Genomic DNA, 15849 nt, shown 5'->3' with positions numbered 1-15849 from the left:
TAGTTGTGAGGATTCAATATGCTGACATCTCTCCACCACGTTCAGATTTCAATTCCCAAAGGGCAAGAGCAGAAGGCCCGCGCCTTCTATGGTGGGCTTCTTGAGCTGGCAGAAGACCCCAAACCCGAGCCCTTGGCCAGTCGGGGCGGCATTTGGTTCAGGCAAGGCGACATCAGAATCCACCTAGGTGTCGAATCCCCATTTCAGCCGGCGCGCAAAGCTCATCCCGCGCTGACCTGCCCTAAGATCGACCAGCTTGCTCGAAGGCTTCAGGACGCGGGCCATCCTGTTCGCTGGGACGATGCCTTGCCCGGGTTCAAAAGGTTCTATACGGACGACCCGTTCGGCAATCGGATCGAATTTCTGACGCAGATTTAGCGCGGCTCTCTTCCGTCTGATCGGTCGCTGGTCTAACCTGCCGAAATGAGCAGCCAACCCCGATTCATTCACCTCCGCACCCATACGCAGTATTCGCTTTTGGAAGGCGCGGTTCCGGTCAAGAAATTGCCCGGTTTGTGCGCAGCCCATGACATGCCAGCTGTCGCCGTGACGGACAGCAACAACATGTTCGCAGCGTTGGAGTTTTCCGTGACTGCGGCTGACGAAGGGGTGCAGCCGATTATCGGTTGTCAGGTCGACGTCTGCTTTGATCCCTCCGCGCCGGGCGAGGCCCCGAAAGCTCCCGCTGCTGTTGTTTTGTTGGCTCAGACCGAGGAAGGCTACGAGGGTCTGATGCGCCTTAACACCTGTCTGTACGTGGATAAGCACGGAGCGTTGCCGCAGGTCACACTCGAGGATCTGGAGGCCAATGCCGAGGGTGTGATTTGCCTGACTGGCGGCGCGGAAGGACCGGTGGGCAAGTTTTTGCAAAACGGCCAGCACGACAAGGCCGAGGCCCTGATGCGCCGTTTACAGACGGCTTTCAAGGACCGCCTGTATGTCGAATTGCAACGCCATCCGGGCGAGGGCGGACAGCCCACCGAACCAGAAAGACTGACCGAGCACGGCTTTGTCGAAATAGCCTATGCGATGGGCATTCCGCTGGTTGCGACCAATGACGTCTATTTCCCGGCCCAAAAACTTTACGAGGCCCATGATGCGCTGATCTGCATCAAGGAAGGCGCCTATGTGGACCAGCAGGATGGCCGCCGCCGTCTGACCCCGCAGCATTATTTCAAAACGCCCGAGGAAATGATCGCGCTGTTCGCGGATCTGCCAGAGGCGATTGAAAACACGGTGGAAATTTCCAAGCGCTGCGCCTTCATGGCCTATCGCCGCGATCCAATTTTGCCGAAATTTGCCGATGACGAGGTGGTCGAGCTACGCCGTCAGGCGAACGAGGGCCTTCAGGCCCGGCTGGCCGTGATCCCACATGCGGTCAGCGTCGAGGAATATCAAAAACGCCTCGATTTCGAACTCGACATCATCGAAGGCATGGGCTTTCCCGGCTATTTTCTGATCGTTGCTGACTTTATCAAGTGGGGCAAGGATCAGGGCATTCCTGTAGGGCCGGGTCGGGGCTCGGGGGCGGGCAGTCTGGTGGCCTATGCGCTGACCATCACCGACCTTGACCCCCTGCGCTATTCGCTGCTGTTCGAACGCTTCTTGAACCCTGAACGTGTCTCGATGCCGGACTTCGACATCGACTTCTGCATGGACCGGCGCGAGGAAGTCATTCGCTACGTTCAGGAAAAATACGGCCGCGACAAAGTCGGGCAGATCATCACCTTCGGTGCGCTTCTGTCGAAAGCCGCCGTGCGTGACGTGGGGCGCGTGTTGCAAATGCCCTACGGGCAGGTGGATCGCCTGTCCAAGATGATCCCGGTCGAGGGCGTAAAGCCCGTCTCGATCGAGAAAGCCCTGAAAGACGAACCTCGTCTGCGGGAAGAGGCCCGCGCGGAAGAGGTTGTCGACCGCCTTTTGACTTATGGCCAGCAGATCGAAGGCCTGTTGCGGAATGCCTCGACCCACGCCGCGGGGGTTGTGATCGGGGATCGCCCGCTGGACGCGCTGGTGCCGCTCTATCAGGATCCGCGATCGGACATGCCGGCGACCCAGTTCAACATGAAATGGGTCGAACAAGCCGGGCTGGTGAAGTTCGACTTCTTGGGGCTGAAAACCCTGACGGTTATTCAGAACGCCGTGGATCTGATCCGGGGGCAGGGGCGTGACATCCATACAGCGCCGAATGGTGATCAACTCTATGACCCACCCGAAGGCGCTGTGAATGAAATCAACGCCATCCCACTGGATGACGAGCCGACGTATAAACTCTACGCCGCCGCGAAAACGGTCGCCGTGTTCCAGGTGGAAAGTACCGGTATGATGGATGCGCTGCGGCGTATGAAACCCACCTGTATCGAGGATATCGTGGCGCTGGTAGCGCTGTACCGTCCCGGCCCGATGGAGAACATTCCCACCTATTGCGAGGTCAAAAACGGCCTTAAAGAAATCGAATCTGTTCACCCGCTGATCGACCATATTCTTGAGGAAACTCAAGGCATTATCGTTTATCAGGAGCAGGTTATGCAGATCGCGCAGGTCATGGCGGGCTATTCGCTTGGCGGCGCCGACCTGTTGCGCCGCGCGATGGGTAAGAAGATCAAAGAAGCGATGGACGCCGAGCGTCCGAAGTTCGAAAAAGGTGCTGCCGAAAACGGTGTACCTGCCAAGAAAGCGTCTGAAGTTTTCGACCTGCTTGAGAAGTTCGCCAACTACGGTTTCAACAAATCCCACGCCGCTGCCTATGCGGTCGTCAGCTATCAAACCGCATGGCTGAAAGCGAACCACCCGGTCGAGTTCATGGCCGGCGTGATGAACTGCGATATCCACCTGACCGATAAGTTGTCTGTTTATGCGAACGAAGTGCGTCGCGGCATGGATATCGAGATCGTACCGCCTTGCGTGAATCGCTCGCTTGAGACTTTCAGCGTGAAGGATGGCAAAGTTGTCTACGGTCTGGGCGCGCTGAAAAACGTCGGGATTGAAGCGATGAAGCTGGTGGTCGAGGGCCGCAAAGTGGATGGGGTCGACAAGCCCTTTGCCACGCTCTTTGACTTCGCCCGCCGCGTGGATCTGAAACGCGTTGGCAAGCGCCCGATGGAGATGCTGGCCCGCGCCGGTGCCTTTGATCAACTGGATAAAAACCGCCGCCGTATTTTCGACAGCCTCGACGGTCTGGTCAGTTATTCTGCGGCAATCTTTGAGCAACGCGCCTCGAACCAAGTGTCTTTGTTCGGCGAAGCAGGCGACGACCTGCCTGAACCACGTCTATCCCCTGTTGGTGACTGGCTGCCCAGCGAACGGCTGGCGGAAGAGCAGAAGGCCATTGGTTTCTACCTGTCCGGCCACCCGCTGGACGATTACATGGCTGCGCTGAAACGCAAGCAGGTTATGTCGCTGGCCGAGCTTGAAAAGAAAGCCGAGCGCGGGGCGTCCGTTGCCAAGATCGCCGGCACTGTCGCTGGGCGGCAAGAACGCAAATCCGCCCGCGGCAACCGGTTTGCCTTCGCCCAGTTGACCGACCCGACCGGGCAGTACGAGGTCACGATTTTCTCGGACGTTCTGGAAAAATGTCGCGATTATCTGGACACCGGCTCTAATGTGGTCGTTACGGTCGAGGCGACGATGGAGGCCGACCAGCTAAAACTCCTCGCCCGGTCAATCTCGCCCATCGACAATGTGGTGTCGGATGTGGGCGGCATGGCGCTGAAGCTTTATCTGGAAAGCGCCACAGCTTTGCCGCAGGTCGCGTCCGTCCTTCAAAATGCAGCTGAAAAAGCCCGCAACGCCCGTCCGGGCGAAGTCTCGGTCTGCCTGATGGATCCCAGCCTGCCCGGTGAAGTCGAAATGACATTGGGGCAGTCTTTCCCGTTGAACCCGCAGGTCAAAGGCGCGCTGAAATCGTTGAATGACGTGATTGATGTGGAAGAGGTTTAGGGGCTTTGCCCCTCGAGCCTGCGGCTCTCACCCCAAGGTATTTGGCACAAGAAAATAAGAAGTTTGCTCATTTTCTTGTCGAAAATACCGCCGCCGGAGGCCTCAAATCTGCCGAGCGAAGCGAGGCCAACTTCAACCGAAACCCGCATCGCCAAACGCGGGATGCGGGCGGGAGCATCAGTAATGCGGCGGCCGCTCGTCCCCCAAAATTACCCCGCCGGAATTCCCCTGTTCCCGCTCGGCTTCCCGCTCGGTCAGGATGCGCACAAGATGCGACAGGCGCGCCAGCTCTGCGTCTTGCTTTGTAACAACCTCGTTCAACTCGTCGACTGTCAGCGACAGGTGCGCGACGGTTTCTTCCAATTGGGTGATGCGATCTTGGGTCATGGCCGCGTGATACCGCGCCGTGGACCAATCGCCCAGCGGTTTTTGCACCCAGCGGTAAATCGTGAAGAAACACAGGCTTTCCTTGCCCCCACCGCCCCCATCCGCTAGACCGCCCGCGACACCAATGTGAACCGGGACCAGACATGGCCAAGCAGAAAAAACAGCCCCGCCCCAAGGCAATCACGCCCAAGGGATTTCGCGACTATTTCGGAGCGGAAGTGGACGAGCGTAAACATATGCTCGACCAAATTGCGGCGGTGTATCATCGCTATGGCTTTGATGCGCTGGAAAGCTCGGCTGTTGAGACGGTCGAGGCGCTGGGCAAGTTCCTGCCCGACGTGGATCGCCCCAACGAAGGTGTCTTCGCGTGGCAAGAGTTTGACGAGAAGGCCACGAAGGAAAACGGCGGCGACTGGATGGCGCTCCGCTATGACCTGACCGCGCCTTTGGCTCGTGTCTATGCGCAGCATCGCAACGATCTGCCGACCCCCTATCGCCGCTATGCGATGGGTCCGGTCTGGCGCAATGAAAAACCCGGCCCGGGACGTTTTCGCCAGTTTTATCAATGCGATGCGGACACCGTAGGCACAGCGTCCATGGCCGCAGATGCCGAGATTTGCGCCATGCTGGCTGACACGCTGGAAACCGTTGGCATTCCGCGCGGCGACTATCTGGTGCGGGTCAATAACCGCAAGGTTTTGGATGGCATTCTTGAAGGTGTACTCGTCCACAACGATGACACCGAAGCATTGCCCCGGAACTTTAAGGAAGCAATGAAAACCGAAATGAACAAATGGGAATTTGTCAGTCGGGATGCTGTTCTAAGAACAATTGATAAGTTTGACAAAGTCGGCGCGAGCGGTGTGATGGAGCTACTGACCCGAGGGCGTTTAGATCAGTCAGGAGCATACATTGACGGTGTCGGGCTTTCTGAACGTGATGCAAGTAGAATCGTTGAGTTCATGCTTTCGCGTGGGAATTCAAACAAGGAAACAATCGCAAACCTTCGGAGCATTATAGATTACTCCGAGACAGGTATGGAAGGTGTTGATGAGCTAGAGGAGATTGTCAGTCTCCTTGAGGCGCAGGGGTATACTTCCGAGCAGATTGTAGTTGACCCCTCGGTCGTGCGCGGCCTTGGCTACTACACCGGCCCTGTGTTCGAGGCCGAGCTGACCTTTGAAATCCAAGACGAAAAGGGCCGTCCACGCCAATTCGGGTCTGTTGCTGGCGGTGGTCGCTATGACGATCTGGTTAAACGTTTCACCGGGCAGGCTGTTCCGGCCACCGGTGTTTCCATCGGCGTTGACCGCTTGCTGGCAGCGCTGCGTGCAAAGGGCCGGATGGGTGGCAAGGCCGTTGGTCCCGTCGTCGTCACCGTCATGGATAAGTCGCGGCTGGCGGATTACCAGTCAATGGTGTCCGACCTGCGCAACGCAGGCATCCGGGCCGAGGTCTTTTTGGGCAACCCCAAGAATTTCGGCAACCAGTTGAAATACGCCGACAGGCGCAATTCGCCCGTCGCCGTAATTGCAGGCTCGGACGAATTCGACGCGGACAAGGTCCAAATCAAGGATCTGGTGCTGGGCGCGAAAATCGCCGAAAGCGCTACGCTTGAGGAATGGAAAGAACGCCCCAGCCAGTTCGAATGCGATCGCGCCGATATGGTCGCCCGCGTGCGCGAGATCATTGAGGGTTCCGATGATTGATAAGGCACAGATCCGGGCCGAAGCCGCCCGTCTGATGGAGTTCTTCGAAGTCAAGGGCGCGACTGCCGTCGAGGCCGATATCTTGCAACCCGCTGGAACGCTTCTGGATCTCTATGGCGAAGACATCCGCGGCCGCGCCTTCATGACCCAAGACCCGAACCGGGGCGAAGCGATGTTGCGTCCCGACTTCACGGTTCCTGTCGTTCAAATGCATATGGAAAACGGTGCCGAACCTGCCCGTTACACCTATATGGGCGAAGTTTTCCGTGCTCAAGAAGAAGCCGCCCACCGCGCTGCCGAGAACTTTCAGGTCGGGTACGAGGTCTTTGACCGCGACGCGCCCATCGAGGCTGACGCCGAAGTCTTCGCGCTGATCCGCGACGCGCTTGCCCCCCTGTCCCTGCGTGCCGCCACCGGCGATATGGGCTTGCTTCTGGCCGCTGTGCGGGGGCTGAAAACCACCGACCGTCGCAAGGCAGCGCTTCTGCGCCATATCTGGCGTCCCCGCCGTTTCCGCGCGCTCTTGGATCGGTTCGCCGGACGAGCGCCGCTGCCGGAAGGCCGCGAGGCGCTGTTGGCGAAAGATGACCCTATGCAGGATGCCGGGCCTCAAATCGGGTTGCGCTCGGCCGCTGAAATCGCTGACCGCATCGCAGGTTTGCGCGAGGACGCCGCCGCCGCACCGATTTCCGCGCAAGAGGTCGAGCTTCTGGACGATCTTCTGGCCCTGGGCGAAACCACTGTGAATGTTCTGGAACATCTGCGCGACATTGCGGTTGATATGCCTGCGATCGCGGACGCCGTGGACCGGTTGGAAGCGCGGGCCGAAGCGCTTTACAAGCGTGGCGTCGACGTCACCAAGTTGGATTTCGAAGGCAGCTATGGCCGCACCTCGATGGAGTACTATGACGGGTTTGTTTTTGGCTTCTACGCCGAAACGCGCCCCGATTTACCCCCGGTGGCCACTGGCGGACGCTATGACGCTTTGACCCGCGTGCTGGGCCGCGCAAAGGGTCACGAAATCCCCGCCGTCGGCGGAGTCATCCGCCCCGAGATCGTTTTGGAACTGACCGCAGGGGGCGTAGCATGACCCTGAAGCTTGGAGTGCCTTCGAAGGGCCGCTTGATGGAAAAGACCTTTGACTGGTTCGGCGCACGTGGTGTCGAACTGACCCGCACCGGGTCGGACCGGGAATATGCGGCCTCGGTCAACGGCATTGACGGGATCGAATTGGTTTTGCTGTCTGCAGGTGAAATCCCCCGCGAACTGGCCGCAGGGCGCATTCACCTGGGCGTCACCGGATCGGATCTGGTGCGTGAAAAACTGGGAAGCTGGCAAGATAAAGTGTCCGAGCTTGCCCTGATGGGTTTTGGCCACGCGGACCTGATCATCGCGGTCCCGAAATGCTGGGTCGATGTGAACACTCTGGATGATCTGGACGCCGCCGCCGCCGCTTTCCGCGCGCGGCACGGGTTCCGCCTGCGGATTGCCACCAAGTTCCACCGCCTGATCCGCGATCACCTGCGCGATCACGGGGTTGCTGACTATCAGCTGGTCGACAGCCAAGGCGCGACCGAAGGCACAGTCAAGAACGAAACTGCCGAGGCCGTGGCCGACATCACCTCGACCGGTGAAACCTTGCGCGCGAACCACCTGAAAATTCTGGCCGGAAAACCCGTGCACAAGTCGCAAGCCACCCTGTTCAAGTCGCGCAATGCGGACTGGAACGAGGAAACGCGCGCAACGCTTGCCGCCCTGACCGGCAAGATGGGTTTGAAAGACTAAAGCGTTTCGGTTTTAACCTGACACAGGGGAAGACGAAACGCTTTAAGCTGTCGGCCCAAGCGCCAGTTTCATCCAGTCGTGCAGCGGGTCCATCGCCTTGAACTCGCTTGCAATGGCGTCAGGGGCATCGGGTCCCATGATCTCGGATTGCGGGACGTGATCGTTCCACCAAACGATCCCCTTGCGCCGCAACAGCTCCCCTTGCGGGTGGTCAGCGTCCCATGCCAAAGGGATGCGCTTCAACTCGGGTTCCGCGATGCGCAGCCCGGCAGTGACCGCTTTGGCGTTCCGTTCCATCAAGATTTCGCCCTGAGGCCCCGCCACAGTCTCGCGCCAGTGGTCCAACGCTTCGTGTTCGAAGGTAAACACACCGTACCCGACCACAAGGTGATCGGTCTGCAACCCCACCATCCAACTGGCCCCCGTCGCGCTGTCTGAAAAGCCGATATGGATATGCGTGTTATAGGGCGTCTTATCTTTGGAGAACCGAAGATCACGCTGCATCCGAAAAATGCGCGTGGTCACGACGGCTTCATAGGTGGTCGCCAGCTTTTGGTTCAGGGCATCCGAAAACTGCGCGGCGGCGTCTTTCACATGGGCCTCATAGCGCGGCTTGTTGGTTTGAAACCAATCACGACTGTTGTTTTGGGACAGGTCACTTAGAAACGACAAGGTCTCGTCGCTGAACCAAGTCATGATGCAACCTCTGCCGGGTCTTTGAACCCAGCAGCCTTGTGGCTGCCATCACAAAAGGGCTTGTTTTTCGAGGCACCGCAGCGACACAGAAACGCCTTACCAACGGCGCCAATCCGTCGGCCTGTGCCTGAACACAACTCGATATTTCCGTCGACCACCAAAGGGCCGTCCGGCCGGCGTGAGACATCGGCAGGCCCGCCTGCCTTGTCGGTCTCGGGTGGGGTTTCAGGGCTTGGTTCGCCAGTTGCTTCGAACCCGCCTTCCACATGACTGTAGTCGCAATAGGGTTTGTTTTTGGACAATCCACAACGGCAGAGCGCCACGCGAGTTTCGCGATCGCCACCCTCGATGCAGGCATCACCCGCCAGAACCAACGGTCCGTTTTCCAACACCGCCAGCCGATTGATCTTGGGCGCACGCTCGTCAATGCCCTCGTTCCGGTAAAATGCCAATGCCCCCGACGGACAGGTGCGGATCATCGCCGCCACTTCCTCGGCGCTGGCATTGTCGGGCTGCACCCATGGGCGATTGGCAGGGTCAAACACCTCGGGCAATTGAAGAAAACAATTCCGCGCGTGAATGCAGCGTTTAAGGTCAAAGGTGACAGTGATGTCCTGTCCTGTATACTCTTTACGTGTCATGGCTGGCTCCTCGGCTCGCTTCCCTCAGCCTAGCTCAGCCCGCCAAAATCGCAAAATCACGAAAAAAAGGCGCCCGTCGCCGGACGCCTTTGCTTTTTCTTGTAATAAACATCCTGGGGTGAGCCCCGATGGGGCGAGAGGCAAAACCCCTAAGGCTCACGAAGTGAGCCACAAAACCCGCCTAGCGTTTGCGCGAGCGCACGAACCCCGTGATGTCATAGGCACGGTCCAGAATGGGCTGAGCAATCGCCTCGGCCTTTTCGGCGCCTTCACCCAGAATGCGGTCAATCTCGGCTTTGTCGTTCATCAGGCGCGACATCTCTTCCGAGATTGGCGCCAGTTTCTCAACCGCCAGATCCGCCAGCGCAGGCTTGAACTTGCCCCAGCCAGCGCCTGCGTATTCTGTGATTACTTGCTCGTTCGTCAGCCCTGACAAGCCCGCATAGATGCTTACGAGGTTTTTCGCCTCGGGGCGCTCTTTCAAGCCGTCCAGCGTCTCGGGCAGAGGCTCGGGATCGGTCTTCGCCTTTTTGAACTTCTTGGCAATCGTATCTGCATCATCGGTCATGTTGATGCGTTCCATATCGCTTTCGCCCGACTTCGACATCTTTTTGGTGCCATCGCGCAGGTTCATCACGCGGGTGGCCGGACCTTCGATGATCGGCTCGGGCTGCGGGAAAAAGCCTTCGGCCTTGAAGTCGTGGTTGAACTTCGCCGCAATATCGCGCGTCAGTTCCACATGCTGCTTCTGATCCTCGCCAACCGGAACGTGGGTTGCATGATAGATCAGGATATCTGCCGCCATCAGCGACGGATAAGCATAAAGCCCAAGTGATACGTTTTCTGCGTTCTTTCCAGCCTTTTCCTTGAACTGAGTCATGCGGTTCATCCATCCCACACGGGCGACGCAGTTGAACAGCCATGCCAACTGGGTATGGGCAGGAACTTGGCTTTGGTTGAACAGAATCGACTGGCTGGGATCAATGCCCGAAGCCAAAAAGCCCGCAGCAACTTCGCGGGTTGCATCGGTCAATTCGTTAGGGTCTTGCCAAACGGTGATGGCATGCAGGTCGACGACACAGTAAAGGGTCTCGATATCCTGTGCCTGCATGTCCACGAACCGCTTGATGGCGCCAAGATAGTTGCCCAGCGTCAGCCCGCCCGAGGGTTTGATCCCCGAAAATACGCGTGGCGTGTGATTGGTCATGTGTTTGCTCCGTCTGGAATTCTATGCCCATGTCGATTACCTAGCTGGGCAGAGACCGTCAAGGAAAGCCCGGATAAACGCGGGCGAAGGAGCAGCCCGTGACCCATCCACATGATGTAAGCCCTGTTAACCCCCTGCCGCCGGTAGTGATTGCCCTGTCGGTTTTTCTGGTTGGGATCGAGCTGGTCTTCTGGGTCGGAAGCAAAGGTCTGGTCGGCGGGCCGGAAGCCGCAGGGTGGCGCATAGCAGCGATTGAGAACTGGGGATTTCGCGAGCCGTTGTTTTCTTGGATGGTCGAGAATGGCCGCTTTCCCCTGAAGGACATGGCACGGTTCTTCACCTATCCCTTCCTTCATATTAGCTTTGCCCATCTTCTGTTTGTGCTCGTCTTCCTTCTGGCCCTTGGCAAAATGGTCGGCGAAGTCTTTTCGACCTTCGCTTTTCTGGTGGTGTTCTTCGGTTCAGCAATCGTCGGCGCACTGGTCTATTGGCTGGTGTGGGACACGGGTGTGGTGTTGTTCGGAGGCTACCCGTCGGTTTATGGGTTGATCGGAGCCTATACGTTCATCCTGTGGGCTGAACTAGGCGCGCGCGGGGCCAATCAGGTCTCGGCCTTCCGTCTGATCGCCTTCCTGCTGGGCATTCAACTGGTTTTCGGTTTGCTGTTTGGAGCTGGACTGAATTGGGTCAGTGAAATTGCGGGCTTTGTCGCGGGCTTTGGGCTGAGCTTTCTGGTTAGCCCCGGCGGCTGGTCGCGTGTGGTGCAGCGGTTGCGTCAGCGATGATTGTAAGCAAAGGTTTTCGGGACGGGATTGAGAGCGCCGAGTTTACTGGTCTGCTCAGTCGTCATGGCTCCAGTAGTGAATTTTGACGCGACTCGGGCCGTATTCTTCATCTTTGTATAGCTCGTAAAGCAGCGAGCAAGACTTGGGCATTGTTGTTCGAAATTTAGGGTTGCCTTCCACAAACCGGTAGATTCCATTGAATGCGAGTTGGGCTTCTCCTGCATCTAAAAACCGTCTGCTTCCAAACTTGCTAGGATCAAATTTCCCTGTGCTTTCGCACAGTGAGATAATGCGATCTGTTTCACGCAGCACAAATTCTGCATCAATAATTGGTTTCAATTCTTGATCACAGTCCAATAGGTTTCTTTGTCATAGTTGAATTAACCTCTGCGGAAAGCAGCCTTGATTTCAGACAGGCGAAACGCGCCAAGCAGGTGGCCGAAGAGGCCGTAGACTGCGATGCCACCGAAGACGAGGATGGTCAGCGCGACGACTTTCAGCCCCGGCGTGCCGAACATCGGCCCCATCACCATCAGCATCACCCACAGAACCGCGCCCATGGCCCAGCTGGCAGTGACAATGCGCCAGAAGCGGGACCAGAAACGCGTGTCAAAGCGGGTTTCTTCGCCAATCCGGGCAGCACCGATCCAGGTCAGGCCGGTGATGGTCCAAGCCGCCATTGTGGTTGCGATCGCTGCCGCGATGAAGCCCAGCCAATAGCTTAGTCCAATTGCCAGTACCGCGTTGACCACCATGCCAACTAGCGCGAAATGGAAGGGTGTGCGGGTGTTCTCGCGCGCGAAGTAAACCGAGGCAAGCACCTTTTGCAGCACGAAGGCGGGCAAGCCGATACCATAGACCGCAGTGGCCACCGCGGTGCGGGCGGTGTCGTCTGCCGTGAAGGCTCCGCGTTGAAACAGCACTTCGATCAGTTGAGTGGGGACCACGATCAGCGCCACAGCGGCGGGGATGGTCAGGGCCAAAGACATTTCTCCGGCCCGGCTGAGGGCCTCGCGACTGGCGGCCATGTCGCCCGCACGCAGGTTGCGCGACAGTTCCGGCAGCAACACGATGCCGATGGCGATGCCCACCACGCCCAATGGCAATTGATACAAGCGGTCGGCATAGTAAAGCCACGCCACCGCGCCTTCGAAAAAGCTGGCGACCTGACGGCCCATCAGCAGGTTGATCTGAGTGACACCGCCCGCGAGGGCCGCAGGGGCGGCAATGATCGCCAGCCGTTTCAGCTCGGGTGTCATGTGCGGCATGCGTGGGATCAGGCGGTAACCGGCGCGGCTGGCAGCCACCCACACAAGCACGACTTGGGCAACGCCTGCAAAAGGCACAGTCCACGCCAGCGCCGTGCCAATGTCTATCCCCAAAAGGTCTGCGCCCAGCATGGCAGCGATGAAGATCACGTTCAGAAGCACGGGCGCGGCAGCCGCAGCCACGAAACGTCCGGTGGCGTTCAGAACGCCAGACAGAAGGGCCGCCAGTGAGATGAACAGGATATAGGGGAAGGCGATGCGCCCATAGGTGACGGCCAGATCAAAGCGGTCGTCGACCGTGAAGCCCGACGCCATGGCATAGACCAGCGCGGGCATGAAAATCTGCGCCACGACAGAGAAGATCACCAAGATGAAAGCCAGCCCGGAAAATGCGTCGCGGGCGAATTCAAGCGCGGCTTTGTGTTCCGCCTCTCCCCCCTCGTGCTTTTTGGCGAACATTGGCACGAAGGCCACGTTCAGCGTGCCTTCCGCAAAGAAGCGGCGGAACATGTTGGGCAGGGAAAAGGCAATCAGAAAGGCCTCGGCCACCGCTGATGATCCTAGAAACGCACCGATCATGATATCGCGCACAAAGCCCAAGATGCGGCTGGCCATGGTCCAGCCTCCAACGGTCATAAAGCCTCTGGTCAGACGCGACGCCATTACGCGGTCGCCCTTTCCACGCCTTTTTCGATGGCCGTGCGCAGTTTGCCTGCCAGCAAGTCCTGTTTGTGTTCGGCATAGAATTTCAGGCCGAACATGTCTTTGACATAGAAGCTGTCCACCACCTGTTCGCCATAGGTCGCAATCACTGCCGAGGCGATATAGACATTCGCGTCGGCAAGCGTGCGGGTCAGGTCATACAGCAAGCCGGGGCGGTCGCGGGTGTCGACTTCGATAATGGTATAGATCTCGGACCCATCATTGTCGAAGGTGATCGTGGTGGGCACTTTGAAGGCGCGCTCGCGTTTCTTGATTTTGTCGCGGCCAGCGATGGCGTCGCGGGCGACAACTTTGCCTTTCAGGATCTTGTTCGTCATCTGGGTTAGCCGGCCCAACTTGCCCGTGTCAAACGGGTTGCCATCGGCATCCTGCACCCAGAAACACGCGGTGGCATAGCCGTCCTTTGACGTATAGGTGCGCGCGTCCACGATATTGGCACCGACCAGCGTCAACGCCCCTGCAAGCCGCGAGAAGATGCCGGGGTGATCGGCCAGCACGAAATAGGCGCGGGTGACGTCGCGATCCTGATCGGGCTCAAGCTCGATCCGAACCTCGTTGTCTTGGATATCACGCAGAAGACGCGCAAAGACCGTGTGCGCTGACACATGCAGCCCCTGCCAATAGGCTGGGTAATGCCGCGCGGTTTCGGTTTTCAGATCCTTTGGCTTCCAATCGACCAAAACCTTGCGCAGCGCGCGTTTGCTTTCGTTCCCGCGGCTTTCGCGGTTCAGAGCCTCGGTCCCGTCTTCCAACACCCGGCGCGTTTGGTTGTAAAGCGTGCGAATCAACGTAGCTTTCCAGTTGTTCCACGTGTCCGGCCCGACGCCGCGAATGTCACAAACGGTCAGCACGGTCAGCAGATCCAACCGCCGGACCGACCGCACCGCCTTGGCGAAATCCTGCACCGTGCGCGGGTCGGCAATGTCGCGTTTCTGCGCCATATCGGACATCAACAGGTGATAGCGCACCAGCCATTCGACGGTTTCGCATTCCTTCGGCGTTAACCCCAGCCGGGGCGCTACCTTGCGTGCAATCTTGGCCCCCAGAACCGAGTGATCCTGCGGCCGACCTTTGCCGATGTCATGCAGCAGCATCGCCACCATCAGGGTCTTGCGATTGACGCCCTTGTCCAGGATTTCCGAACTGATCGGCAGTTCGTCTTCCAGCTCGTGCCGCTCGATCTGAGCAAAGTTCGAAATCACCTGAATCGTGTGCTCGTCCACCGTATATGAGTGATACATGTTGAACTGCATCATCGCCACGATGGGCTCGAATTCTGGGATGAAGGCGGCTAGTACACCCAGCTCGTTCATCCGGCGCAGCGCGCGTTCGGGGTTGCCATGTTTCAACAGCAGATCAAGGAAAATGCGGATGGCTTCTTTGTTGCCCCGCACCTCGTCATCAATCAGATGCAGATTATGCGAGACCAGCCGCATCGCGTGCGGGTGGATCAACATCCCCGTGCGCAAGCCTTCTTCGAAAATCCGCAGAAGGTTTACCTTGTCGGACAGGAACGCGTCGTCGTCCGCGACATCCAGACGCCCCTGTCGTTCAACGAAGCCGTCTTTCAACTTGCGACGCCGTTTTAGTAACCGCATCAATCGCGGCTCTTTCTTAAGGTGCTGTGCCTCTAAAGCTGTCAGCACGATCCGTGTCAGGTCGCCCACCTGTGTGGCATGGCGGAAATAGACCTGCATGAAGTGTTCGACCGCGCGACGGCCTCCGGTGTCCTTAAAGCCCAAGCGATCAGCCACTTCGACCTGTAGGTCAAAGGTCAGCTGATCTGAGGGGCGATTGGTCAGAAGGTGTAGCTGGCAGCGCACTGCCCACAGGAAACTTTCAGCCTCGCGGAAGGTCTCGAACTCGTCTTCGGTGAAGACGCCTTTTGACACCAGTTCGGACGGGTGGGCCACGCGGTGCTGATATTTGGCGACCCAAAACAGCGTTTGCAGGTCGCGCAGCCCGCCCTTGCCCTCTTTCACATTGGGTTCGACCACATACCGCTGCCCCTGTTTGACGTGGCGCGTGTCGCGTTCTGCCAGCTTGGCTTCGATGAACTCGGCCAAGGTGCCGTTGAACAGATCCTTCCACAGACGATCGTCCAGATCCTGCGCGAGCTCGGCGTCGCCACAGATTGGGCGTTGCTCCAGCAGTGCCGTGCGGATGGTGTAATCCTCGCGACCCAAACGCAGGCAATCATCGATCGTACGCGAGGCATGGCCGACTTTCAGCCGCAGATCCCACAGCATGTAAAGCATGCTTTCAATGACACTCTCAGCCCAAGGGGTGATTTTGTAGGGCGTCAGGAACAGCAGATCCACGTCCGATTGTGGCGCCATCTCTCCACGTCCAAAGCCGCCTACGGCAATAACCGCGATGCGTTCTGACGTGGTGGGCAGAGGCAGAGGATGCAGGCGTTGGGTCGCGACACGATGAACGCAGCGCACAACGCAATCGGTCAGGTGGCTATAGGCCGCTGTGGCGCCATAGGCATCCAAGGGTGTCTTTGACAGCGCCTCGGCAATCGCGGCGCGACCGTCCTTCATGCTGGCGCGCAGGGCTTCGACGGTCAGCTTGCGAATTTCTGACGCACCCTTGGCGTCCTCGAACGCGTGTTCAAGCCGTTGCCACAGGGCATTTTCGTCAAGAATCTCTTCGGCAGGGCAGATTAACCGCCCCGCCATTTGGTCCGGATCCGTCCGGTCTGCT

At 58.4% G+C, this 15849-nt stretch carries 13 protein-coding genes; 6 read left to right on the top strand and 7 right to left on the bottom strand.

Annotated elements, in window-relative coordinates; genetic code table 11:
- Positions 1 to 18: 18 nt before the first annotated feature.
- Together ACXAH3_RS12635 and dnaE are read left to right on the top strand one after the other, a co-directional pair.
- Entirely contained in the window at positions 19 to 378 is a 360-nt protein-coding gene (locus tag ACXAH3_RS12635) for a VOC family protein (protein WP_474862449.1), read from the top strand.
- A gap of 45 nt (positions 379 to 423) precedes the next feature.
- Entirely contained in the window at positions 424 to 3939 is a 3516-nt protein-coding gene (gene dnaE, locus ACXAH3_RS12630; protein ID WP_474862448.1) for a DNA polymerase III subunit alpha, read from the top strand.
- Positions 3940 to 4116: 177 nt separating this feature from the next.
- Here dnaE and ACXAH3_RS12625 read toward each other — a convergent pair whose 3' ends face one another.
- Positions 4117 to 4326 carry a SlyX family protein gene (locus ACXAH3_RS12625; protein ID WP_474862774.1) on the bottom strand — a complete coding sequence of 70 codons (210 nt, stop codon included), beginning with the start codon at positions 4324 to 4326 and terminating at the stop codon, positions 4117 to 4119.
- A 143-nt stretch (positions 4327 to 4469) separates the two neighbouring features.
- Between ACXAH3_RS12625 and hisS the strand changes: the two genes are divergently transcribed.
- The 3 genes from hisS to hisG are packed head-to-tail and all read left to right on the top strand — an operon-like array spanning position 4470 to position 7820.
- Positions 4470 to 6035, top strand: coding sequence for a histidine--tRNA ligase (gene hisS, locus ACXAH3_RS12620; protein ID WP_474862447.1), 1566 nt, complete (start codon positions 4470 to 4472; stop codon positions 6033 to 6035).
- Complete coding sequence (locus tag ACXAH3_RS12615; protein WP_474862446.1) at positions 6028 to 7125, top strand: ATP phosphoribosyltransferase regulatory subunit; 1098 nt, start codon at positions 6028 to 6030, stop codon at positions 7123 to 7125. Before hisS ends, ACXAH3_RS12615 begins: the two co-directional genes overlap by 8 nt.
- Positions 7122 to 7820 carry an ATP phosphoribosyltransferase gene (gene hisG, locus ACXAH3_RS12610; protein ID WP_474862445.1) on the top strand — a complete coding sequence of 233 codons (699 nt, stop codon included), beginning with the start codon at positions 7122 to 7124 and terminating at the stop codon, positions 7818 to 7820. Before ACXAH3_RS12615 ends, hisG begins: the two co-directional genes overlap by 4 nt.
- A 42-nt stretch (positions 7821 to 7862) precedes the next feature.
- Here hisG and ACXAH3_RS12605 read toward each other — a convergent pair whose 3' ends face one another.
- The 3 genes from ACXAH3_RS12605 to trpS form a co-directional block, all read right to left on the bottom strand.
- A complete protein-coding gene (locus ACXAH3_RS12605) occupies positions 7863 to 8516 on the bottom strand; it encodes a TIGR02453 family protein (RefSeq protein WP_474862444.1) in 654 nt (217 codons plus the stop codon).
- Positions 8513 to 9157 carry a CDGSH iron-sulfur domain-containing protein gene (locus ACXAH3_RS12600; protein WP_474862443.1) on the bottom strand — a complete coding sequence of 215 codons (645 nt, stop codon included), beginning with the start codon at positions 9155 to 9157 and terminating at the stop codon, positions 8513 to 8515. Before ACXAH3_RS12600 ends, ACXAH3_RS12605 begins: the two co-directional genes overlap by 4 nt.
- 181 nt (positions 9158 to 9338) lie before the next feature.
- A complete protein-coding gene (trpS, locus tag ACXAH3_RS12595) occupies positions 9339 to 10364 on the bottom strand; it encodes a tryptophan--tRNA ligase (protein ID WP_474862442.1) in 1026 nt (341 codons plus the stop codon).
- A gap of 98 nt (positions 10365 to 10462) precedes the next feature.
- Between trpS and ACXAH3_RS12590 the strand changes: the two genes are divergently transcribed.
- A complete protein-coding gene (locus ACXAH3_RS12590; protein WP_474862441.1) occupies positions 10463 to 11149 on the top strand; it encodes a rhomboid family intramembrane serine protease in 687 nt (228 codons plus the stop codon).
- Positions 11150 to 11203: 54 nt separating this feature from the next.
- Here the strand turns inward: ACXAH3_RS12590 and ACXAH3_RS12585 are convergent, their stop codons facing one another.
- The 3 genes from ACXAH3_RS12585 to ACXAH3_RS12575 are packed head-to-tail and all read right to left on the bottom strand — an operon-like array spanning position 11204 to position 15824.
- On the bottom strand, positions 11204 to 11506 hold the full coding sequence (locus ACXAH3_RS12585; protein ID WP_474862440.1) for a hypothetical protein: 303 nt from the start codon (positions 11504 to 11506) through the stop codon (positions 11204 to 11206).
- A gap of 23 nt (positions 11507 to 11529) precedes the next feature.
- Complete coding sequence (gene murJ, locus ACXAH3_RS12580) at positions 11530 to 13080, bottom strand: murein biosynthesis integral membrane protein MurJ (protein WP_474862439.1); 1551 nt, start codon at positions 13078 to 13080, stop codon at positions 11530 to 11532.
- Positions 13080 to 15824 (bottom strand): [protein-PII] uridylyltransferase, encoded by a 2745-nt coding sequence (locus ACXAH3_RS12575; RefSeq protein ID WP_474862773.1) that lies wholly within the window; start codon positions 15822 to 15824, stop codon positions 13080 to 13082. Before ACXAH3_RS12575 ends, murJ begins: the two co-directional genes overlap by 1 nt.
- Positions 15825 to 15849: the final 25 nt, after the last annotated feature.

The organism is Aliiroseovarius sp. ABM4_368 (assembly GCF_056161205.1).
The sequence above is the reverse complement of the archived record's forward strand: the minus strand, read 5'-3'. Positions and strand labels throughout refer to the sequence as shown.